This window comes from Streptomyces sp. NPDC051217 (assembly GCF_044455465.1).
In the GTDB taxonomy this organism is placed as follows: Bacteria; Actinomycetota; Actinomycetes; order Streptomycetales; family Streptomycetaceae; genus Streptomyces.
Genome location: NZ_JBITEV010000003.1, coordinates 112252 through 133171, shown reverse-complemented (window position 1 = coordinate 133171; position 20920 = coordinate 112252). Strand labels below are relative to the sequence as shown.

20 protein-coding genes and 1 other RNA gene are annotated in these 20920 nt (G+C 71.8%); 8 read left to right on the top strand and 13 right to left on the bottom strand.

Going from position 1 to position 20920, the window contains the following annotated elements; translation table 11 throughout:
- Positions 1-109: 109 nt before the first annotated feature.
- The 4 genes from ACIBBB_RS08820 to ACIBBB_RS08805 form a co-directional block, all read right to left on the bottom strand.
- Positions 110-955, bottom strand: a complete 846-nt coding sequence (locus ACIBBB_RS08820; RefSeq protein ID WP_398980279.1) for a hypothetical protein — start codon at positions 953-955, stop codon at positions 110-112.
- A gap of 299 nt (positions 956-1254) precedes the next feature.
- Positions 1255-2238 (bottom strand): N-acetylmuramoyl-L-alanine amidase, encoded by a 984-nt coding sequence (locus ACIBBB_RS08815; protein ID WP_398980277.1) that lies wholly within the window; start codon positions 2236-2238, stop codon positions 1255-1257.
- A 31-nt stretch (positions 2239-2269) separates the two neighbouring features.
- The gene (locus ACIBBB_RS08810; protein ID WP_398980275.1) at positions 2270-2926 is read right to left on the bottom strand and encodes a class I SAM-dependent methyltransferase; all 657 of its coding nucleotides are present in this window, start codon (positions 2924-2926) and stop codon (positions 2270-2272) included.
- 123 nt (positions 2927-3049) lie between these two features.
- Positions 3050-4564 (bottom strand): MFS transporter, encoded by a 1515-nt coding sequence (locus tag ACIBBB_RS08805; RefSeq protein ID WP_398980273.1) that lies wholly within the window; start codon positions 4562-4564, stop codon positions 3050-3052.
- A gap of 276 nt (positions 4565-4840) precedes the next feature.
- Between ACIBBB_RS08805 and ACIBBB_RS08800 the strand changes: the two genes are divergently transcribed.
- Positions 4841-6301, top strand: a complete 1461-nt coding sequence (locus ACIBBB_RS08800) for an MFS transporter (RefSeq protein WP_398980271.1) — start codon at positions 4841-4843, stop codon at positions 6299-6301.
- A 24-nt stretch (positions 6302-6325) separates the two neighbouring features.
- Here ACIBBB_RS08800 and ACIBBB_RS08795 read toward each other — a convergent pair whose 3' ends face one another.
- The 5 genes from ACIBBB_RS08795 to ACIBBB_RS08775 form a co-directional block, all read right to left on the bottom strand.
- Positions 6326-6931: a response regulator gene (locus ACIBBB_RS08795; RefSeq protein WP_398980269.1), complete on the bottom strand. Its 606-nt coding sequence runs from the start codon at positions 6929-6931 to the stop codon at positions 6326-6328.
- Positions 6928-8226, bottom strand: a complete 1299-nt coding sequence (locus tag ACIBBB_RS08790) for a sensor histidine kinase (protein WP_398980267.1) — start codon at positions 8224-8226, stop codon at positions 6928-6930. The genes ACIBBB_RS08795 and ACIBBB_RS08790 overlap by 4 nt, the downstream gene beginning before the upstream one ends.
- Positions 8223-9380, bottom strand: a complete 1158-nt coding sequence (locus ACIBBB_RS08785; protein ID WP_398980265.1) for an ABC transporter ATP-binding protein/permease — start codon at positions 9378-9380, stop codon at positions 8223-8225. Before ACIBBB_RS08785 ends, ACIBBB_RS08790 begins: the two co-directional genes overlap by 4 nt.
- A 203-nt stretch (positions 9381-9583) precedes the next feature.
- Positions 9584-9763, bottom strand: coding sequence for a hypothetical protein (locus ACIBBB_RS08780; protein ID WP_398980263.1), 180 nt, complete (start codon positions 9761-9763; stop codon positions 9584-9586).
- 106 nt (positions 9764-9869) lie between these two features.
- On the bottom strand, positions 9870-11108 hold the full coding sequence (locus ACIBBB_RS08775) for a hypothetical protein (protein ID WP_398980757.1): 1239 nt from the start codon (positions 11106-11108) through the stop codon (positions 9870-9872).
- Positions 11109-11380: 272 nt separating this feature from the next.
- Here ACIBBB_RS08775 and ACIBBB_RS08770 point away from each other — a divergent pair, with 272 nt between their 5' ends.
- The 6 genes from ACIBBB_RS08770 to ACIBBB_RS08745 all read left to right on the top strand — a co-directional run bounded on the left by ACIBBB_RS08770 (position 11381) and on the right by ACIBBB_RS08745 (position 16904).
- Positions 11381-11839 carry an SRPBCC family protein gene (locus ACIBBB_RS08770; RefSeq protein ID WP_398980261.1) on the top strand — a complete coding sequence of 153 codons (459 nt, stop codon included), beginning with the start codon at positions 11381-11383 and terminating at the stop codon, positions 11837-11839.
- A 143-nt stretch (positions 11840-11982) separates the two neighbouring features.
- Complete coding sequence (locus ACIBBB_RS08765; protein WP_398980259.1) at positions 11983-13017, top strand: ABC transporter substrate-binding protein; 1035 nt, start codon at positions 11983-11985, stop codon at positions 13015-13017.
- A gap of 172 nt (positions 13018-13189) precedes the next feature.
- A complete protein-coding gene (locus ACIBBB_RS08760; RefSeq protein WP_398980257.1) occupies positions 13190-14026 on the top strand; it encodes a Nif3-like dinuclear metal center hexameric protein in 837 nt (278 codons plus the stop codon).
- Entirely contained in the window at positions 14023-14766 is a 744-nt protein-coding gene (locus ACIBBB_RS08755) for a zinc ribbon domain-containing protein (protein WP_398980756.1), read from the top strand. The genes ACIBBB_RS08760 and ACIBBB_RS08755 overlap by 4 nt, the downstream gene beginning before the upstream one ends.
- The gene (locus tag ACIBBB_RS08750; RefSeq protein WP_398980255.1) at positions 14767-16023 is read left to right on the top strand and encodes a bifunctional RNase H/acid phosphatase; all 1257 of its coding nucleotides are present in this window, start codon (positions 14767-14769) and stop codon (positions 16021-16023) included.
- Positions 16024-16061: 38 nt separating this feature from the next.
- A complete protein-coding gene (locus tag ACIBBB_RS08745) occupies positions 16062-16904 on the top strand; it encodes a GNAT family N-acetyltransferase (protein ID WP_398980253.1) in 843 nt (280 codons plus the stop codon).
- A gap of 164 nt (positions 16905-17068) precedes the next feature.
- Here ACIBBB_RS08745 and eda read toward each other — a convergent pair whose 3' ends face one another.
- From eda to ACIBBB_RS08725, 4 genes are all read right to left on the bottom strand, one after another.
- Positions 17069-17683, bottom strand: a complete 615-nt coding sequence (gene eda / locus ACIBBB_RS08740) for a bifunctional 4-hydroxy-2-oxoglutarate aldolase/2-dehydro-3-deoxy-phosphogluconate aldolase (RefSeq protein ID WP_398980251.1) — start codon at positions 17681-17683, stop codon at positions 17069-17071.
- 89 nt (positions 17684-17772) lie between these two features.
- The gene (gene yaaA, locus ACIBBB_RS08735) at positions 17773-18573 is read right to left on the bottom strand and encodes a peroxide stress protein YaaA (protein WP_398980755.1); all 801 of its coding nucleotides are present in this window, start codon (positions 18571-18573) and stop codon (positions 17773-17775) included.
- Positions 18574-18689: 116 nt separating this feature from the next.
- The gene (locus tag ACIBBB_RS08730; protein WP_398980249.1) at positions 18690-19550 is read right to left on the bottom strand and encodes a hypothetical protein; all 861 of its coding nucleotides are present in this window, start codon (positions 19548-19550) and stop codon (positions 18690-18692) included.
- Positions 19547-20347, bottom strand: coding sequence for a MerR family transcriptional regulator (locus ACIBBB_RS08725; RefSeq protein ID WP_398980247.1), 801 nt, complete (start codon positions 20345-20347; stop codon positions 19547-19549). Before ACIBBB_RS08725 ends, ACIBBB_RS08730 begins: the two co-directional genes overlap by 4 nt.
- Before the next feature lie 94 nt (positions 20348-20441).
- Here ACIBBB_RS08725 and rnpB point away from each other — a divergent pair.
- Positions 20442-20860: RNase P RNA component class A (rnpB, locus tag ACIBBB_RS08720), an RNA gene on the top strand.
- The last annotated feature ends 60 nt before the right edge of the window (positions 20861-20920 follow it).

Sequence of the window (20920 nt, the reverse complement as noted above, 5' to 3'; positions counted from 1 at the left end):
GTAAAACCCCCACCGGATCCATCCGCTCCGTCCGGTACACGCCGACGGCCCCCCGCCCGGAAGGGCGAGGGGCCGTGACTGTGCGGTGAATCGGGTGTGCGTGCGCCGCTCAGCCGCGCTGGATGCCGGAGGTGTCCTGGAGCAGACCGCGACGGCCGTCCTGCGTCTGGGCGATGAGGCCGGGACCGCGCTGCTCGACGGCCAAGTACCAGGTACCGGGCGCGAGTTCGGCGATCGGAGACGGCGAGCCGTCCTCCCCGTACAGGGGACGGGCCACCGGCACGGCGAACCAGAACGGCTCGAAGTTACCGCCGGCCGAACCGCCCTGCGTCGGACCCGGCGCCCCCGGCTGTCCGCCCGCCGAGGGCTGACCCGGACCGGGCTGCCCCGGCTGGGCACCGCCGAACGCGGGCTGCGGCTGACCCGGCTGGCCGCCGTACGGCGCCTGCTGGGCGCCCGGGTAGCCGTAACCCTGGCCGGGGTGGCCAGGCTGGCCGTACGGCGACGCGACCTGAGGCGGCTTCGGGGCCCCGACGAGGGGCGCCTTGAGGGCGGGAACGAGCGGGGTGGCAACCGCGCCCGCGGCGAGCACGATCGTGGAGAGCAGGCCGAGGATCATGCCCGCGCCCGCGTTGTCCGCGTCGATGATGTTCCAGAACGCGGTCCACAGGGCGAAGACGGTCAGTGCGACACCGAACTGCCCGAGGTCCAGACCGGCCACCTTGCGGCCAGGCATGGCGCGTCCGACGACGATGAGCGCGGCGCCGATGATGCCGGCGATGAACATGCTCATGAGAAGACCGAGTGCGTCCCAGGCGTTCGCACTGTCGAAGCCCGAACAGTCGATACCTTGCGGGCAGTCGATGCTGGACAGGCTGAGGAACGAGGCGATGAACAGCACCACCGCTGCTCCGATCACCACGCCATCGCCTCGTGTGAGGGAGCGGATGTTCACGTGAAAAGTCCTTCGTAGATCGTCTCGTCGGGGCGGTCGCCACCGGCGCGAGGGCGACGGTGCGGAGTGCGAAGCTCGGGGGCGGCTCCCTATCGTACGGATGAATCTATCGTCTGCCCGAGCGGGTCGTCTTCTCGGTTCCGGGCCACCTCATGAGGGGACCACAACAGGCCCTCCAACGGTTGCGGGAGAGCGTGCCGAAGAATCGACAGTGGTCTTTTCGTTGTGAATCCGTTGCCGTTTCCGGCTGTTCGAGCTGCGTTCCCCGGACGGTGAGGCCTACCGTTCCTGGCGTACGGCTATCGCTTCAGGAAACCGCTGATGCCGTCCGCCATTCCCTGCGCGGCCTTCTGGCGCCAGTCGGCGCTCGTCAGCAGGGCGATGTCCTTGGAGTCGCGCATGTTGCCGCACTCGATGAACACCTTCGGCACGGTCGACAGATTCAGTCCGCCGAGGTCGTCGCGGACATCAAGTCCCGTGCCCTCGCCGAGGTAATTGGAGGGAGCGCTTCCGGTCGTGCGTACGAAATTGCCCGCGACGCGTTCGCCGAGATCGCGCGAGGGGGCCACGATCTTTGTGGTGTCGGCTCCGCCCGACTTCACCAGTGCGGGAAGGATGACATGGAAGCCCCGGTTGCCGACGGCCGAGCCGTCCGCGTGGATGGAGATGACGGCATCGGCCTTGGCCTTGTTGCCGATTTCCGCACGCTCGTTCACACATGGTCCCCACGGGCGGTCGTTCTCGTGTGTGAGTTTCACCGTCGCGCCCTCTTTACGGAGGAGAGTGCGGAGGCGCTGTGAAACATCGGCGGTGAATTCGGCCTCCGTGTAACCGGAGTTACCCGCGGTGCCCGTGGTGTCGCATTCCTTGCGGTTGGTTCCGATGTCCACGAGCCTGTTGATCTCGGTGGTGTGCTTGAAGTTGCCCGGGTTGTGCCCGGGGTCGATGACCACGACGCGCCCCGCGAGCGGCCCCTCGCCGGGAGCGGGCCGGGCGTCCCCCGGAACGCCGTCGTCGCCCGGCGCCGGCTTCGACAGGGAGGGCGACTGAGAGGGGGCCGGCCTCGGCTCCGGGCCGGGGGAACCTGGGCTGTCGCCCGTGCCGGCGGCAGGGGATGACGCGCTCGTGCTCCGCGCCGGGCCCCCGTCGTCGGACCCGCCCGTGGCCTGCCAGATCAGCCATCCGGCGAAGGCGCCGGGCACCAGGGCCGCGATCGCGATGGTCGGCGTGGTCCGCGAGGTCCGGCGGCGGGGGGCGGGGGAGGGGCTTTCGTCGTACGACACGCGGCGATGCTAGTCCGTGGGGGACGGAGCGTCAGGTTCCTGCGCCGGTACGTCGCAGAACACGCAGCGACTCACACGTCCGGACCTCGGCGAACGCGCCGGACGCCAGCGCCCGCAGCCAGATCCGGTACGGTGCCTGGCCGCCGTCCGCCGGGTCCGGGAACACGTCGTGGACGACCAGCAGCCCGCCCTCGGCGAGATGCGGTGCCCAGCCCTCGTAGTCGCCGTTCGCGTGCTCGTCGGTGTGGCCGCCGTCGATGAAGACCAGGCCCAGCGGACCGCCCCAGACGGCGGCCACCTGCGGGGAGCGGCCCACGATCGCCACGACATGGTCTTCGAGACCGGCCGCGTGGAGCGTGCGGCGGAAGGACGGCAGGGTGTCCATCCGGCCGACCGCCGGGTCGACGACCGCCGGGTCGTGGTACTCCCAGCCGGGCTGCTGCTCCTCACTGCCGCGGTGGTGGTCGACGGTGAGGGCCGTGACGCCGGCGGCGCGGGCGGCGTCGGCGAGCAGGATCGTGGAACGGCCGCAGTACGTGCCGACCTCCAGCAGCGGCAGCCCGAGGGCGGCGGCCTCGGTGGCGGCTGCGTACAGCGCGAGCCCCTCACCGGTCGGCATGAAGCCCTTGGCGCCCTCGAAGACCGCGAGGACGTCGGGGGAGGGGGTGGGGGCGGTCCCGGCGGTCATGCGGTTCCTCCTGCGTGGGCGGTGCGGCGGGGCGGGGGTGTGGTGCGGTGAGACGTGCGCGCCATGGGCGTACGGGGCGCGGTCGCCCATGCTGCCGTACGCCCTCCCGCGCGCCGACACGACCTAGGACCGGACCGCCGGGACCGGGGCGGCGTCGGCCTTCGCGTCGCCCTCGCTGCCGGCCAGCAACTCCGTCCTGGCCGAGGCCTTGTGGGACGGCAGCAACATCGCCAGGGCCAGACCGCCGAGCACGGCTGCGGTGGCGATCATGAACGAGATGCGGAAGCCGTGCAGGCTGGGCACCGCCGTGGGGCCCGTACCGATCGCCGTACGTGCCAGGACCATGCCGATGACGGCGCTGGAGACGGACGTACCGATCGAACGCGCCAGCGTGTTCAGCCCGTTGGCCGCGCCGGTCTCCGACGAGTCGACGGCGCCGACGATCAGGGCGGGCAGCGAGGAGTACGCGAGGCCGATGCCCGCACCGAGGACCATCGAGATGACGACGGTCTGCCAGGCGGCGCTCATCATGACCAGCCCGGCGCCGTAGCCGATCGCGATGACGGCCATACCGATCATCAGCGAGACCTTCGGGCCGCGCCGCGCCGAGATCCGGGCGTAGACCGGGGCCACGAGCATCATCGTCAGTCCGAGCGGGGCGACGCACAGGCCCGCGACGACCATCGACTGGCCGAGTCCGTAACCGGTGGACGTCGGGAGCTGGAGCAGCTGCGGGAGGATCAGCGACACCGCGTAGAACGCGACGCCGACCATCACGGAGACGAGGTTGGTGACCAGCACCTCGCGGCGCGCGCTGGTGCGGAGGTCGACGAGCGGGGCCTTGAGCCGCAGCTCCATCCAGCCCCACAGTCCGAGGACCACGACGGCCACACCGAAGAGCCCGAGCGTGGTGGGCGAGGTCCAGCCCCAGGTGCTGCCCTTGGTGACCGGCAGCAGCAGGGCGACGAGGCCCGCGGAGAGCCCGAGCGCGCCGAACCAGTCGAACGTGCCGCCCGCCCGCACGGAGCTTTCCGGGACGGTGAGGACGGTCAGCAGCATCGACAGCACGCCGAGGCCGGCGGCGCCGAAGAAGAGTGTGTGCCAGTCGGCGTGCTGGGCGACGAGCGCGGCGCCGGGCAGGGCGAGACCACCGCCGACGCCGATCGACGAACTCATCAGGGCCATCGCCGAGGGGAGCTTCTCGCGGGGCAGTTCGTCGCGCATGATGCCGATGCCCAGCGGTATCGCGCCCATCGCGAACCCCTGGAGGGCGCGGCCGGCGATCATCACCGTCAGATCGTCGGTGAACGCGCAGATCAGTGAGCCGACGACCATGACGGCCAGACTCGCGAGGAGCATCCGGCGCTTGCCGTACAGATCGCCGAGCCGCCCCATGATCGGGGTGGACACGGCGCCGGCGAGGAGGGTCGCCGTGATGACCCACGTCGCGTTGTCGGGCGAGGTACGGAGCAGCGCCGGCAGGTCCTTGATGATCGGGACGAGCAGGGTCTGCATGACGGCGACGGTGATGCCGGCGAAGGCGAGTACGGGGACGACGCCGCCGGTCCCCCGCTTACGCGAAGCGGCCCCGGGGAGGGGGCCGGTGCCGGTGTGGTGGTCGGGCGTCGCTTGTGGCATAGGTGGGGCCTCCGGGCAGGCGAAGAGGGGATAAGGCCAGCAAAAAGGATGCTTGAGGCCACTAAGTAGATGGAGGTTGAACGCTTCCCGGCCGCCCCGGTATTCCTGGCCCTGACAGGATCCTGATGCGCCCCGTGTCCGCCCTCCCGCCGCCCCCGTCGCGAACCTGCCTCCGAGCTGTCCCCGTCCCGGTCATCGCACCAGGTCTCCCGGCCCGGTGCCCGTACATCGATATCCCGATGTACGGGGAAGGACACGGCTGCGACTATTACCGCCATGGCCCATGTCCCGGCAGGCACCGAAACCGAGTCCGACCCCCCGCCCCCGTCCGAGCGCGGGCCCGTCACCGACGGCGCGCGGTCGACCCGCACCTGGGCCGTCATCCTCGCCGCGTGCGCCGGGCAGTTCCTCGTCGTACTCGACGTCTCGGTCGTGAACGTCGCGCTGCCTTCGATGCGCACCGACCTGGGCCTCGGCACCACCGGTCTCCAGTGGGTGCTCAACGCCTACTCGATCGCCTTCGCCGGCTTCATGCTCCTCGGCGGACGCGCCGCCGACATCTTCGGGCGCAAGCTGATGTTCCTCGCCGGACTCGGGGTCTTCACCGCCGCGTCCCTGGCCGGCGGTCTCGCGCAGGAGGGCTGGCAACTGCTGGCCGCCCGCGCCGTGCAGGGCCTCGGCGCCGCCGTACTGGCTCCCGCGACCCTCACCATCCTGACCGCCGCCGTCCCCGCCGGACCGGCGCGGACGCGCGCCATAGCCACCTGGGCGGCCGTCGGCGCGGGCGGTGGCGCGGCGGGCGGGCTCGTCGGCGGCGTACTCACCGATCTGCTGTCCTGGCGCTGGGTGCTGCTGATCAACGTGCCCGCCGGAGCACTGGTCCTGGTCGCCGCCGTGGTGTGGCTGACGGAGAGCCGGGCGAAGGAGGCCCGGCGCCGGCTGGATCTGCCCGGCGCCGTACTGGTCACCGGCGGTCTCGCCGTCCTCGCCTACGGCATCGTGCAGACCGAGCAGTCGGGCTGGGGAGCCGCCGGGACACTCGTGCCGCTGCTGGGCGGACTGCTGCTCCTCGCGGCCTTCCTGGGGGTGGAGGCGCGCACGAGGGAACCGCTGATGCCGCTGAGACTTTTCCGCGTACGGGCGGTCTCGGCGGCCAACGCGGGGATGCTGGTGACCGGTTCGGCGTCGTTCGCCATGTGGTTCTTCATGACTGTCTACGCCCAGAACATCCTCGGCTACACGCCCCTCGAAGCGGGCCTCGCGCTGGTACCGAGTTCGCTCAGTGTCGTCCTCGGCTCCAAGCTGGCGCCCCTGCTGATGCGTCGTACGGGTGCCCGGCATGTCGCCGTCCTCGGCGCGTTCGTCGGCTCGATCGGATTCGGCTGGCAGTCGATGATGACCGCCGACGGCACCTTCCTCAGGACGATCCTGGGACCCGGCATCCTGATGATGGCCGGCGCCGGACTGGCCATGACACCGCTCGCCGCCCTCGCGACGGGTAGCGCGGAACCCGGCGAAGCCGGTCTCGTCTCGGGCCTGGTGAACACCTCGCGGACCATGGGCGGGGCCATCGGCCTCGCGATCCTCTCGACGGTCGCGGCGGCGCGGACGTCCCACGGGACGGGTCCGGCGGCGCTGACCGAGGGGTACGCGCTGGCCTTCCGGACCGGCTCGGGGCTGCTGCTCGTCGCGGCGGTGCTGATGGCCTTCTGGCTGCCCCGCCACTCGGACACGTAACGCGGCGGGAGCCGGGCCGGAAGGTCAGAGCCAGCCCTGCCGGCGGGCCGCGCGTACGGCTTCCATGCGGTTACGGGTGTGGGTTTTGCCGATCGCCGACGAGAGATAGTTCCGCACCGTCGACTCGGACAGCCGCAGCTTCTCGGCGATGTCGGCGACGGTCGCCCCGTCCACGGAGGCGTTCAGCGCGTCCCGCTCGCGTGCGGTCAGCGGGCTCGGTCCCGCGCTCAGCGCGGCGGCGGCCAGCGCCGGATCCACCACGGTCTCACCCGCGAGCACCCGCCGGATAGCCTCGGCCAGCTCCTCCACGGGCCCGTCCTTGACCAGGAACCCGGCGGCCCCCGCCTCCATGGCCCGGCGCAGATAGCCGGGTCTGCCGAAGGTGGTGAGGATCAGCACCCGGCAGTCCGGGACCTCCTCCCGCAGGTCGGCGGCGGCGTCGAGACCGCTGCGGCCGGGGAGTTCGATGTCGAGCAGAGCCACGTCGGGGCGAGCGGTGAGCGCGGTGGCGACGATGGTGTCCCCCGTGGACACCTGGGCGACCACTTCGATGTCCCTCTCCATGCCGAGCAGCAGCGCGAGGGCGCCGCGCATCATGCCCTGGTCCTCGGCGAGAAGGACTCTGATCATGCCGGTTGCCCCGATTCCGTCGGTGAAGGTGAAGGTGGAGGTGAAACTGCCGTTGCCGCTGAAGCTGTCGGTGAAGATGATGCCGTCGCCGTCGCCGTCGCCGTCGCCGTCGCCGTCGTCCGCGCGTCCGCCGCGGAATCCACCGGAAGCACGGCCGTTACCCGGAAGCCTCGCCCCTCCGGGCCCGCGGGCCCCGCTTCGAGCGAACCGCCCGCCACCGCCAGCCGCTCGGTGAGCCCCTTCAGCCCCGTGCCGCCGCCACGCGTGCCGCCGCCCGCGCCGTCGCCCACGTCGTCGGCCGGTCCAGAGCGTACGCCGCGACCGTCGTCCGTGATCACCAGTCGGACCTGTTCCGGCGCGCCGTTCACCGTGATCTCGCACTGGCTCGCCCCGCTGTGCCGTACGGCGTTGGTGACGGCCTCCCGTACGACCCAGCCCAGCAGGGCCTCCGTACGCGGCCCGAGCGGCGGTCCCGACTGCCGTACGACGGGCTCGATCCCGGCGGCGGTCAGCCCGGAGCGCGCCCGGTCCAGCTCGGTCGAGAGGCTGCTGTCGCGGTAGCCGGTGACGGCCTCGCGGATCTCTGTCAGTGCCTGTCGGCCGACGGACTCGATGTCGGTGATCTGCGCCAGCGCCCCGTCCATGTCGCGCGGAGCGAGCCGGCGCGCGGCCTCCGACTTCACCACGATCACCGACAGGGTGTGGCCGAGCAGGTCGTGCAGGTCGCGCGAGAACCGCAGCCGCTCCTCCTCGACCGCCGAGCGCGCCAGCTCCTGCCGGGTGGCGCGCAGCTCCATGATCGTCTCGGTCAGGGCCAGGATCGCCGCCGTGACCAGCATCGACATGATCGTGGCGTACGCGATGGCGATCGCGCCCCAGCCGTCGTGGACCGCCGCGACGACCGCGACCACCAGCGTCAGGGGAACGCCGACCAGGGCGAGGGACCGGCCGCGCAGCACGGTGCCGCAGGCGAGTCCGAACAGCGGGAAGAACAGCAGCCAGCTGCCGCCGTACGCGCCGCCGAGACCGAACGTCATCACGGCCATGCCGCCGAGCGCCCGCCAGGTGCCCGGACCGCGCCGCCGCACCGGGTCGAACGCCCGGAACACCACGTGGATGTAGAGGGTGTTGAAGACCAGCAGACCGGTCCCGCCGAGCCAGGGGCTGGGGGTGTCGCCCTGGACGAGGTTGGACAGGGAGCCGAGGCCAAGCAGCAGCCACGGCAGCATGGCGAAGCCGGAGGCCGGTCCCGGCCGGTGGTGCCCGCAACGGGTTTTCCTCGGTTGGTCGCTCATGCCGTCCTCGCGGATGTGCGGTAGGACATCACAGCGTACGAACCGAACGCCGCCAGCCACCCGAGGAGTACGGCGACTGTCGCTGTCGCGGGGGCGTGGCCGTCGGTGGTGGCCCAGCCGAGTTCGGCGAAGCCGTGGGCGGGCGTGTACTCGGCGAGGGTCCGCAGCCACTCGGGGAACGCCTCGATCGGGAACCAGAGCCCGCCGATGACCGTCAGACCCATCAGGGCGCCCGTGTTGACCACTCCGGCGCTCTGCGCGGAGAGTCGGTAGCCGTTGCCGATCCCCAGCAGTGTGAACGGCAGTGTGCCCGCCCACAGGACCAGGACCAGTACCGCCCACTGCCACGCGTCGAGCCGTACGCCGTTGGACAGGGCGCCGGCGGTCAGTACCGCCAGGATCGCGGGCAGGACGGTCACCGAGCTGGTGGCGGCGCGGCCGAGTACGACCTGGCGGGGCCGCATGGGCGTGATGCGCAGCTGGCGCAGCCAGCCGAGCGAACGGTCCTCGGCGTTGTCGTCGGCCTCCTCCATGTAGTGCGTGGAGAACAGGACGGTGTTGCCCCGGCGGGCGTAGGCCCGCATGGAGGTCCAGAACGCGCGCCTGGCCTCCACGTCGAGGGCCGCCGTCGGCTCGTCGAGGACGATCAGCTCGGGGTTGCCCGCGAGGGCGACGGCGAAGCGGACGCGCTGCCACTGCCCGCCGGAGAGCTTGTCGACGCGGCGGGCCGCGAGTTCGGTGAGCCCCGCGAGGTGCAGGTCCTCGGAGACGGGCAGCGGGTGCGGGTAGGTGCTCGCGACGAACGAGACGAGTTCGCGCACCGTCGTACGGCGGACCGGCCCGCCGTCCTGGAGCATCGCGCCGACCCGGCCCGATCTCACCGCGCGCTCGGGGGTGTCACCGAAGAGACGGACGCGTCCGCTGTCGGGTTCGTCGAGGCCGAGCAGGAGGTTGAGGGTGGTGGACTTGCCCGCGCCGTTGCGTCCGAGGAGTGCGAGGGTCTCGCCGCGTGCGATGCCGAGGTCGAGGCCGGCCACCGCGCGTACGGCGCCGAAGGACTTGACGGCCCCTTCGATGCTCACCGCGGGCGCGGGCGCGGTCCCGCCCTCGGGATCCGCCGGCGTGGTTGTCGCCGTTGCCATGGGCTGTGTCATGCCGATGACGCTACGGAGAGCGGGCGGTCCGCCGGCAGATGCGCATGTACGGACTCGGCCGGGACAAATGTCCTGCCCCCGCCGGAAGTTCCGCTTCCAACGCCGAACGGGCCGCCCGATTCCGGGAGGCCCGTTCGGCGTTCCAAGACACGACCAGGGGCGTGCCGGGCGTCGCGCGCCAAGCGGGATTTGTCAGAAACGGCCTAGGACGCGTGGCCGCTCTGCCCGTTGTCCCCCGGACGGCGGTGGCGTCCGTGCACCGACGACTGGGAGTCGTCCGTCGCGGCGGCCCCGCCCCGGTGTTTTCCGTGGCCGGTTTCGTCCCGGTCGCCGACCGCCTGGTGCGGACGGTTCTGGGCCGTGTCTGTTCGGCTCTCAGACATGTGGGAAGTCACCCCGTTGGATCGCTGATGTCGCTGCTCGCGTGGCACACGGGCGCCGGCCGTCCCCGTACGACCGACCGGACCCGCGGCAAAATACTAACCAGCCCTACCCGGCGGCCGTTCGCCCGGTGAGGGGTGCCTGCTGCAAGGGAACCGGCTTGCGGACCAGGCGAGTTGGACGGGGTGCGGACCCATTTTCGTCCATGGCTTCCACTTGTGCGGGTTCCGTGATCGATTCGGGTCCCGCGTCCCCCGTCGCGGGATGCCAGGTGTCCATCGGTACGTCCCGGGGGACGTCGCGCGGCGCCTCCACCCGGGCCACGCCGCACGGCATCGTGCCCGTGACGTACGGCAGTTGGAGCACCCCGTCCGGGGACCACAGCCCCGTCCCTGCCAACCAGCCCTCCGGCGCGGCCTGTTGATGGAGCTGCCGGCCCGACGGCCGCCAGGTCCCCACCCAGGTGCCGGCCGGCCCGTCGATCCGCAGCGCGACCGCGCAGCTCTCCGGCATCAGTACCTGCCCCGGCTGAACGGCGAACGGGGTGACCGCGCACTCGGCCGGCCGCAGACACTCGGGGAAGCGCACCGGCCGCGCGCTGCCCAGCACGCCCCAGCCCAGCCGGTCGTTCCCCGGCGCGTCCGAACGGATCAGCAGCAGACCGCTGTCGGCGTCGGCCAGCAGCAGCCGGTCGTTGCTCCCCTCGGCGATCTGGAGCAATGGGCTGACCTCGCCGCCCCGTTCCAGATCGACGGCGACGGACTTGACCACGCCGTCCAGTTCGCGGTCGAGTGCCAGCAGCCGCCCCGTACGGTCGAGCCAGACGCCGCCCGTGCAGCGTCCACGTACGGTCGCGACCGGTTCCGGGCCGAACGCGCCGCCCGCCACCAGCCAGAGCGTGGTGCCGTGTTCGCCGGGGGCCAGCGCGTAGGCGCTCGTGCCGTCGGGCGACGGCGGCAGCAGCGTGAGCCGTGGGCATTCGACCGCGCCCAGGGGCAGTTCACCCGTGCCCGGCCCGGTCGGATAGAGCAGCGAGAACGCCTGCCGGTTCGCCACCCGACGGTGGATCAGCACCCGTCCGTCGGTCAGTGGCAGCACCTCGGCGTCGGGTTCCTCGGGCTGGTCGAGCGGGAGCGGCACGGCGTACGGCTCGGGCCCGTCCAGCGTCCACCGCTCCGGGAACCAGGCCGCGGCGGCACCGTCCCCCTCCCCGTCCTCCTGCGGAGGAGGGCCGGCGCCCGCCTCCGTACCGAGGGTCAACCGCGCCGCGTAGGAACCGTCCGCCGCGATCACGAATCCCGCGCGCCGGGCGGCCCCGTCCGGCGCGGCGTTCTCCACGCCCTCCATGGCACAGGCTGTCATCGCTCAGTCACCTCCGGCTACGACGCTAGGTTCGCACTCTCTGCCGAACAACACGGGACAAGTCGCTTCACACATAAGGGTGGCCGGTCAAGGGTTCGGCTGTGGGGGAGGGGGTGGTTGTGCTGCGTGGACAGGACACCCTCGGCCATCCGGCGAAACTTCACCCGCGCTCAGGAACCCGAGTGGCGTGAGACCAGCCACAGGGGCAGTGTGGGCCGGTGGGAGCTCAGACCTTCCGAATCAAGGGGTGAACAGTTGTGAGTGGACGCTTCGAAGCGAGTACCGACATCGATCGACCGATCGCGGAGGTCTTCGCGTACCTGGCTCAGGGCACGAACGATCCGGAATTCAGTCCCCGGGTGCAGAAGATCGTGAAGGAGCCGGCGGGGCCCACGGATGTCGGCACGGTGTTTCAGAGCACGGTGAAGGACGCGGGGATGAAATCCCGGCGCGAGTTCCGGATCACCGAGCTGGCAGCGCCATCCAGGATCCGCTGGATGGAGACCTCGAAGAACTCGCTGATGGCTCGCGAGGGCGGTTACGACCTGGAGGCGATCTCGGACGGGAGGACGCGGGTGCGACTGTTCAACGTCCTTGAGGGGCATGGCGTCGGCAAGCTGCTGCTGGGATTCGCCCTCGGCGCGGCCCGCAAGGACGCACCCGCGTTCGGTGAGCGCATCAAGAAGGCTGTCGAGGCGTCCCGACCGTCCGCCTGAGCGCTCGGGGCCAGGGCGCCGCTCTGAGGAGTGCGAGATTCGGTGAGAACTGACCATGGATCAGTTTCCACAAAGTGACTCTTGCATGTACTTTCCTGCTGGGTGTTGGTAAGGCACCCCTAAGTAGGCGACTTGGAGCACAGATGTCCGTTCGACGCCGCGGCACGGCCGCACTCGTGGCCCTGGCCGCCGCCCTCTCACTCGCGGCCTGCGGAAGCGACGGAGGGTCGGACGAGTCCTCGCCCCCCGGCACCGACGCGGACAAGAAGGCCGTCGCGACGGGCGGCAAGGACTTCGCGGACGCGGCGAAGAAGACCGCGGCCTACGGCACCGGGGCCAAGCCGGGCGAGTTCCCGCGGACGGTCACCCACGCTCTGGGCAAGACCGTCCTGAAGGACCGTCCCGAGCGCGTCGTCGTGCTCGACGTGGGCGAGTTCGACAACGTCGTCTCCCTCGGCGTCGAACCCGTCGGCTACGCGCCCACCGAGGGCGCCGCGGCCGTACCGTCCTACCTGAAGAAGGGCGCGGGCAGCCCGAAGAGCGTCGGCACCAGCAACGGCCTCAACCTGGAGGCGATCGCGGCCCTCAAGCCCGACCTGATCCTCGGCAGCCAGCTCCGCGCCGCCGACAAGTACGAAGAGCTGTCGTCGATCGCCCCCACCGTGTTCTCCATCCGCCCCGGCTTCCCCTGGAAGGAGAACCTCCGGCTCAACGCGGCGGCGCTCGACCGGAGCGCGGCGGCCGAGAAGGCGCTCGACGCGTACGACGCGAAGGTCAGGGCACTGTCGGACGACATCGGCGCCGACAAGCCGACCATCTCGATGGTGCGGTACAGGCCGAACGAGACCCGTCTCTACGCCAAGGCGTCCTTCATCGGCACCATCCTCGATGACATCGGCCTGCCGCGGCCCGCGAACCAGCAGATCAACGACCTCGCCGTCGAGGTAAGCCCCGAGGAGATCGACCAGGCGGACGCGGACTGGATCTTCACCGGTGTGTACGGCGACCCCAAGTCGACCAAGCGGGACACCGCGCGCGCGAACCCGCTCTGGAAGAACCTCAAGGCCGTCCGGTCGGGACAGGCCGTGGACGTATCGGACGAAACCTGGTACCTGGGCCTCGGAACCATCGCCGCCGGCCTGGTCCTGGACGACCTGCGGGGCTTCCTGGCCGAGTGACGTCCGGCCCGTCCGGGCGGACCGCCCTGTCCTCGACCGTCCCGTCCGGCGGTCGAGGACAGGTGTGGCCGGGGGAGAAGGAAGGCGTGGCCGGGCAGAAGGCAGCCGTGCCCGGGGGAAGCCGTCCCCGGCCATGGTCGCGGCACCACGGTCGGCAGGTAGCCTGTGCCCCGTGCCCCGCCTGTCCGAAGTCCTCGCCCAGCTCGACGCCCTCTGGCCGCCCGAGCGGGCCGAACAGTGGGACGCCGTCGGTACCGTCTGCGGCGATCCCGACGCCCCCGTGACCCGGGTCCTGATCGCCGTCGACCCCGTCCGGTCCGTCGTGGACGAGGCCCTGGGGCTCGGCGCCGACCTGATCCTCACCCACCACCCGCTCTATCTGCGGGGAACGACAACCGTGGCCGCGGGCACCTTCAAGGGCCGCGTCGTGCACACGCTCATCAAGCACGACATCGCCCTGCACGTCGCGCACACCAACGCCGACAGCGCCGATCCGGGAGTCTCCGACGCCCTCGCGGGCGCGCTCGGCCTGCGCGTGGTGGGCCCCCTCGTACCCGATCCGACGGACCCCGCGGGCCGCCGCGGGCTCGGCCGGATCTGCGAACTCGACCGCCCCGCGACCCTCCGCGACTTCGCCGCGCGCGCCGCGCACCGGCTGCCCGCCACCGCCCAGGGCATCCGCGTGGCCGGCGACCCCGACACCCTCGTCAGCACCGTCGCCGTCAGCGGCGGATCCGGCGACAGCCTCTTCGACCAGGTACGGGCGGCGGGAGTGGACGTATTCCTCACCGCCGACCTGCGCCACCACCCGGTCTCCGAGGCCACGCAGCACTCACCGCTGGGGCTGGTCGACGCCGCGCACTGGGCCACCGAGTGGCCCTGGTGCGAACTGGCGGCCACCCAGCTCGACGAGATCTCCGACCGTCACGACTGGGACCTGCGGGTCCATGTCTCGAAGACGGTCACCGACCCTTGGTCCTCCCACCATTCCTCAGGAGCCCCCAACTGAACGCCGAACCCGCCGACCAGATCCGACTCCTCGACGTCCAGGCCCTCGATCTGCGACTCCAGCAGATCGCACACAAGCGCGACTCGCTGCCCGAGCACGCCGAGATCGAGTCGCTGACCAAGGACCTCACACAGCTGCGCGACCTGCTGGTCGCCTCGCAGACCGAGGAGAGCGACACCGCGCGCGAGCAGACGAAGGCGGAGCAGGACGTCGACCAGGTCCGCCAGCGCGCCGTACGCGACCAGCAGCGCCTCGACTCGGGCGCGGTCACCTCGCCCAAGGACCTCGAATCCCTCCAGCGCGAGATCGTCTCGCTCGCCAAGCGCCAGGGCGACCTGGAGGACGTCGTCCTCGAAGTCATGGAGCGCCGCGAGGCCGCGCAGGAGCGCGCCGCCGAGCTGACCGAGCGCGTCTCCTCCGTCCAGGCCAAGACGGACGACTCGGTCGAGCGCCGGGACGCCGCCGCCGAGAAGCTCGACGCCGAGGAGGCGACGGCGACCAAGGAGCGCGAGACCGTGTCGGCGACGATCCCCGCCGATCTGCTCAAGCTGTACGAGAAGCTGCGGGTGCAGCAGGGCGGCGTCGGCGCGGCCCGCCTCTACCAGCGCCGCTGCGAGGGCTGCCGGCTGGAGCTCAACATCACCGAGGTCAACGAGGTCAAGGCGGCGAGCCCCAGCACCGTCCTGCGGTGCGAGAACTGCCGCCGCATCCTGGTCCGTACCTCCGAATCGGGTCTGTAGATGCCGACATTCGTCGTCGAGGCGGACGGCGGGTCGCGGGGCAACCCCGGCCCGGCGGGTTACGGGGCCGTCGTACTCGACGCGGTGACCGGTGAGACCCTCGCCGAGGTCGCCGAGCACATCGGCGTCGCCACGAACAACGTCGCCGAGTACAAGGGTCTGATCGCAGGACTGAAGGCCGCGAAGGCACTCGACCCGGCCGCCGACGTACGGGTCCGGATGGACTCCAAGCTCGTCGTGGAGCAGATGTCGGGCCGCTGGAAGATCAAGCACCCCGACATGAAGCCGCTGGCAGCCGAGGCATCACGGATCTACCCCACGGGGCAGGTCCGCTTCGAGTGGATCCCGCGCGAGAAGAACAAGCACGCCGACCGGCTCGCCAACGAGGCGATGGACGCGGGCAAGAAGGGCAAGCAGTGGGAGCCCTCGGCGTCAACTGCCGAGCTGGACGCGGGAGCGAGGCGTACGGGCTCCGCCTCTCGCAGGTCCGCGGCTCCCGCCCCCGGCGGACCGCCGGGGGACGCGGCGGCCGGCGCGGCGAGGGCGCGCGCGGCGCTGGCCGCCTCGTACGAACTCTCCGCCGCCGTCCCCGAGCAGACCGCCCCGCCCGTCGGCTGGGGCTCGGCCGACCTCGGCACCCCCGCCACCTTCGTGCTGCTACGGCACGGCGAGACGGTGCTCACCCCCGAGAAGCGCTTCTCGGGCAGCGGCGGCAGCGACCCGGAGCTGTCGGTGGTGGGCCGCAGGCAGGCCGACGCCGTCGCGGCGGCGCTCGCCGCGCGCGGCACGATCCAGGCGATCGTCTCGTCGCCGCTGCTGCGCTGCCGCCAGACGGCCGACGCCGTCGCCACCCGGCTCGGCCTTGAGGCAGGTGTCGACGAAGGGTTGCGCGAGACGGACTTCGGCGCCTGGGAAGGGCTGACGTTCACCCAGGTCAGGGAGCGGTACGCGGACGACCTCAGCGCCTGGCTGGCCTCGCCCGACGTGGCGCCGACCGGCGGCGGCGAGAGTTTCAACTCGGTCGCGGTCCGGGTCGCGGCGACCCGTGACGCGCTGATCGAACGGTACGCGGGACGTACGGTGCTGGTCGTCACCCACGTGACACCGGTGAAGACCCTGGTCAGACTGGCGCTGGGGGCACCGCCGGAGTCCCTGTTCCGGATGGAGCTGTCGGCGGCGTCGCTTTCGGCGGTCGCCTACTACGCGGACGGCAACGCGTCGTTGCGTCTGCTGAACGACACGTCGCACCTGCGCTGAGCGGCGGCGGGCGGGAGAAGACGGGGGGAGGGCTCGGTGTGGGCTGGCAACTGACCGACGACGTCGAGGAGTTCCGTACGGCGGCGGACCCGTGCCTCGCGCTGGAGCCCGCCCGTTCGACGCTGCTGCTGACGATCAGCGAGTCGATCCGGGTCAACGGGGCGGGGGAGTCGGTCCGTTTCGGCTACTGGCGCCCGACCGAGGCCGCCCCCGTCTCCGCCGCCTTCCTCCAGACACCGCCGCTGCGCCCGCTGCTCGGTCCGATGCCGGACCGGGCGGCGCGTGAACTCGTTCCCGTACTGCGTGCCGCGGACCCGTCGTTGACCTCCGTACAGGGCGAGGAGGCGTGTGTACGGGCGTTCGCCGCCGAGTGGACGGGGCGCTCCGGCGGCTGGGGGGTCTCGCACCGGGTACGGCTGTTCCGCCTGGGCGAGCTGACCCCGCCGGAGCCCGCCCCCGCCGGCCGGGCACGGCTCGCCACCGCCGAAGACCTGCCGCTCCTCGCCGAGTGGATGAGCGCCTTCGCCACCGACACCGGCCAGCCGATCAGGGCGGACGGGGACTACACGCGGGCCACGGCGGAGCGCATCGCGGCCGGCCGGCTGTGGCTGTGGGACGTCGCGGGCGCACCGGTGGCGATGGCCTCGGTCACCCCGATCCTCGCGGGCCAGGCCCGGGTGGCTCCTGTCTACACACCGCTCCGGCTGCGCGGCCGGGGCTACGGGGGCGCGGTCACGGCGGCGGTCAGCCGGGCGACACGGGACGCGGGCGCCGAACAGGTGCTGCTCTACACGGACTTGGCGAACCCGACGAGCAACGCGCTCTACCAGCGGCTGGGTTATCGGCCGCTGATGGACAGTCAGGTCCTGACGTTCGACTAGGTTCTGTCCGGCGGATCTTCGTGGATGAGCCCGAGTACGCCCGGTACGAGGGTGATCCTCCGCCTGCGATCGCACGCACCAGCCGCCGTGAGCCCCGCCCTGCGGGCGGACGACGCTACTTTCATCACACGCCCCAGCCGTGTGCCCGCGGTGCGCGTCGTGCTTCAGCGCAGGGCCGCCGCCTCGCGGGACAGCTTCTCCACCCGGGCCCAGTCCTTCTCCCTGATCGCGTCCGGCGGAAGCATCCAGGTGCCGCCCACGCAGCCGACGTTGACCAGTGCCAGATACGACCCCGCCGACGCCAGGGAGATCCCGCCCGTCGGGCAGAACCGCGCCTGAGGCAGCGGTCCCGACAGGGACTTGAGGTACGCCGTGCCGCCCGCCGCCTCCGCCGGGAAGAACTTCATCTCCGTCACACCGCGCTCCAGCAGCGCCACGACCTCCGAGGCCGTCGAGACACCCGGCAGGAACGGCACCCCGGACGCCAGCATCGCGTCGAGCAGCGTGCCGGTCCATCCGGGGCTGACCAGGAAGCGGGCCCCGGCCGCCACCGACTCCGTCACCGATCCCGGCGTGATGACCGTCCCGGCCCCCACCACCGCCTCCGGCACCTCCGCCGCGATCGCCCGGATCGCGTCCAGCGCGACCGGCGTACGCAGGGTCACCTCGATCGCGGGCAGGCCGCCGGCCACGAGAGCGCGGGCCAGGGGCACGGCGTCGGCGAGATCGTCCACGACGACGACAGGGACAACGGGGGCGAGGTCGAGCACGGAGGTCATACGGTCATCCTGCCGCGCCGCCCTCGCTCCCCGCAACGAGCGTTGCGCCCTGCGCAACGGGGGGGGCAACGGCGGTCCGGCGGCGGCCCTCAGTGGATCTCCGTCACCACCACGTCCAGCGCCCACGACCGCCCCGCCCCGCCGGGCTCGGCGACCTCCACCACGTACCCCAACTCGCGCAGCGTCTCCACCAGTTGGCCGGGCTTCTTCGGCCGGGCGCCGGTCGTCAGCAGGTCCCGGACGAGCCGCCCCTTCGTCGCCTTGTTGAAGTGGCTCACCACCGACCGCTTCTCCACACCGTCCACGAACCGCGCGTGCAGGACGCGCACCGTCGCCGTACGGGCGGCGACCTCGCCCACCGGCTTCCAGGCCGGCGTGTACGACGACGAGCGCAGGTCCAGTACGAGCCCGCCGCCCGCCACCTCGGGCAGCACCGACGCCATCGCCTTGCGCCAGTGCGTGCTCAGCGCCCCGACGCCCGGCAGTTTCACGCCCATCGAGCACCGGTAGGACGGGATCCGGTCGCCGATCCGTACCGCTCCCCACAGCCCGGAGAAGACCAGCAGCGACTTCCCGGCCCGCCGCCGCGCGGCGGTGTCCAGCGTGGCGAGGCCGAGCGCGTCGTACAGCACACCGGTGTAGATGTCCCCGGCCGGTCGCGTCCCCGCGGTCCGCAGTTCCACGTTCTTCGCGATCTCGCCGCGCAGTCCCTCGCTCAGACCCAGGACCTCCGCGGCCTTCTCCTCGTCGGCGGCGCACAGCTCGACCAGCTCGTCCAGTACGGCGGCGCGCGCCTCGGCCAGGGCGGGCAGTGACAGTGACTCCGGCTTCAGCGGAGCCCCGCGACCGGAGGCGGCCTTGCCTTCCGACGGCGGCAGCAGCACGAGCACGGTGATTCTCCTCAAGGACGTACGGAACGGGGGGTGCGGGCCCCCGTTCCGCCAGGTTAAGCGGTGGAGCACGCACCCACCCAGCCGCTTCCCCGGTGCCCGCGCCGCGCCGGCCCTCACACGCTGACGTCGCCCACGGCCTCGTCCGGTGTCTCGGCGAGCGCCTTCCTGATCTGGGTGAGCCGGGCCACCAGCGCCGCCGGTTCGTCCGCGTGGAAGCGGACCACCGTCGCCGTACCGCGTCCGCCCATGGGCCGTACGAACTCGACCGGCTCGGTCAGCTCCACCCGTACCGTCGTCTGGCTGCCCACGATCAGATCGAGCGTGCCGCCGGGCTCGTCGATCCGGATCAACGCGCCCTCCGGGTAGCGGCGTTCGACGCGTGCCGAGCCGATCCGGTCTCCCGCGATCGTCATGTCGAACAGCGCGCCCCAGCGCACCCGGAGCGATCCGTCGGAGCCCACGACATGCGGCCGGGTCACGCAGCTCGCGTGCAGCGCGAGCACCATCAGGACGCCGTACACGTCGAGCACCAGCAGGATCATGTGCACCAGCGGCCAGGGGATCAGGATCGCCAGTGCCACCGTCTCGACGACGGACACGAAGAGGAGGCCGTACATCATCGCCGTCTGCGGGCCGGTGTACGGGGCGGCGAGATCGCCCTCGCGTACGCCGTGCACACGCCGCCCCACCCACCGTACGAGGCTGGTCATGCCCCGCAGCTCGTTGACGAGCAGCCGGCGCACGGGCGCGGGTACGGCGGCCTCCACGGCCCCGACGAGGGCGGCCCGCCGCTCGGCGCCGGCCAGGCGCGCCGCCTGGTAGTGGCGCCGTACGAGCACGGCCTCCGCCACCACCAGTGTGAGCACGACCACCTCGGCGGCCAGGATCACCGGCGCCGGGACGTCCACGCCCGCCAGCAAACACACGACCAGCGTGAACTCCGCCGGCACCAACACCCACAGGGCTCTGCTCATCCCGGTCCCTCCCCGTCCGTCGTCTCCGTCCGCGGCTTCCGCGTCCGCGGCTCCTCCGCGCGCCGCGTCCGCATCCGCGCGAGTGCTTCCATCACCAGCCGCCCCACCTCCGCCTGGGCAGGGGCGAAGTCGCGGAGAATCGCCGCCCCGACCCCCTCCAGCACCGGGGGCCCGTCCTGCTCCGGCATCGCGTCCAGCACCGCCTCCGGGACGATGGCCACCAGCGCGTCGGCGAGCGGTCCGATGCGGGGATCGTCCGCCGGGGCGTCGGCGAGCTCGTCCAGGCGGGCGTAGAGCGAGAGGACGCCCGGGTCCTCCAGCAGAGGGTGCAGGGCCTCGTAGAACTCCTCGCCGCCCCCGGCGGTGTCGAGCAGGACGAGCAGCTCGCGGTCCTTGGCCGCCATCGCCGAATCCGTGTCCGGCGCGGCCCGCAGCAACCGGGCCAGCGTGGGCGACACCGGCCCCTCGGGCGGCAGCGGCCCTGTCATCAGCTCGGCGAGCCTGCGCCGCCTGCCGCGGATCTCCTCCTCCTGCCGGGCCAGATCGGCGTCCAGCTCGCCGAGCACCTCCGCCAGCTCACGCCCGGCGTCGTCGGCGAGGACGTCCCGTACCTCGTCCAGGCTGAGCCCCAGCTCCGAGAGCCGCCGGATCCTGGCGAGGAGTACGGCGTCCCGTACGGAGTAGACGCGGTAGCCGTTGGCGCGCCTCTCGGGCTCGGGCAGCAACCCCATGTGGTGGTAGTGCCGCACCGCACGCGAGGTGACTCCCACGAGTGCGGCGATCTCTCCGATTCGCATGGCTCCAGTAGAAACCCTGACGTTGCGGCAAGGTCAAGGACGCGGTCGGCAGCCGCCGACCGGCCAGGACGGGTATCATGGTGATCACGGCAGACGAGCCGGGCGGACGGCCGCGTGAGGATCTCCGGATCTTCCCGAGGAACGTCCGGACTCCACAGGGCAAGGTGGTGGGTAACGCCCACCCGGGGTGACCCGCGGGACAGTGCCACAGAAAACAGACCGCCGGGACTGTGCTCTTTTCGAAGAGGGCGGTCCCCGGTAAGGGTGAAACGGTGGTGTAAGAGACCACCAGCGCCCGAGGTGACTCGGGCGGCTAGGTAAACCCCACCTGGAGCAAGGTCAAGAGGGGCCGTCGCGAGACGGTCCTGCGCGAACGTTCGAGGGCTGCCCGCCCGAGTTCGCGGGTAGACCGCACGAGGCCGGCGGTAACGTCGGTCCTAGATGGATGGCCGTCTCCCCGGCCGCCGCGAGGCGACCGGGCGACAGAATCCGGCGTAGAGCCCGACTCGTCTGCCGTTTGCCACCCACTGCCTCCCCGCGTCCCCCCAGCCACGAAATGACATGACCGGCGGG

Excerpts from the sequence above, each read along its gene's own strand:
- ACIBBB_RS08810 (WP_398980275.1), bottom strand. The coding sequence starts at position 2,926 with ATGACCGCCGGGACCGCCCCCACCCCCTCCCCCGACGTCCTCGCGGTC.
- eda (WP_398980251.1), bottom strand. The coding sequence starts at position 17,683 with ATGACCTCCGTGCTCGACCTCGCCCCCGTTGTCCCTGTCGTCGTCGTG.
- ACIBBB_RS08800 (WP_398980271.1), top strand. The coding sequence starts at position 4,841 with ATGGCCCATGTCCCGGCAGGCACCGAAACCGAGTCCGACCCCCCGCCC.
- ACIBBB_RS08750 (WP_398980255.1), top strand. The coding sequence starts at position 14,767 with ATGCCGACATTCGTCGTCGAGGCGGACGGCGGGTCGCGGGGCAACCCC.
- ACIBBB_RS08785 (WP_398980265.1), bottom strand. The coding sequence starts at position 9,380 with ATGACACAGCCCATGGCAACGGCGACAACCACGCCGGCGGATCCCGAG.
- ACIBBB_RS08765 (WP_398980259.1), top strand. The coding sequence starts at position 11,983 with ATGTCCGTTCGACGCCGCGGCACGGCCGCACTCGTGGCCCTGGCCGCC.
- ACIBBB_RS08805 (WP_398980273.1), bottom strand. The coding sequence starts at position 4,564 with ATGCCACAAGCGACGCCCGACCACCACACCGGCACCGGCCCCCTCCCC.
- ACIBBB_RS08775 (WP_398980757.1), bottom strand. The coding sequence starts at position 11,108 with ATGGAGGGCGTGGAGAACGCCGCGCCGGACGGGGCCGCCCGGCGCGCG.
- ACIBBB_RS08725 (WP_398980247.1), bottom strand. The coding sequence starts at position 20,347 with ATGCGAATCGGAGAGATCGCCGCACTCGTGGGAGTCACCTCGCGTGCG.
- ACIBBB_RS08790 (WP_398980267.1), bottom strand. The coding sequence starts at position 8,226 with ATGAGCGACCAACCGAGGAAAACCCGTTGCGGGCACCACCGGCCGGGA.
- ACIBBB_RS08780 (WP_398980263.1), bottom strand. The coding sequence starts at position 9,763 with ATGTCTGAGAGCCGAACAGACACGGCCCAGAACCGTCCGCACCAGGCG.
- ACIBBB_RS08795 (WP_398980269.1), bottom strand. The coding sequence starts at position 6,931 with ATGATCAGAGTCCTTCTCGCCGAGGACCAGGGCATGATGCGCGGCGCC.
- ACIBBB_RS08730 (WP_398980249.1), bottom strand. The coding sequence starts at position 19,550 with ATGAGCAGAGCCCTGTGGGTGTTGGTGCCGGCGGAGTTCACGCTGGTC.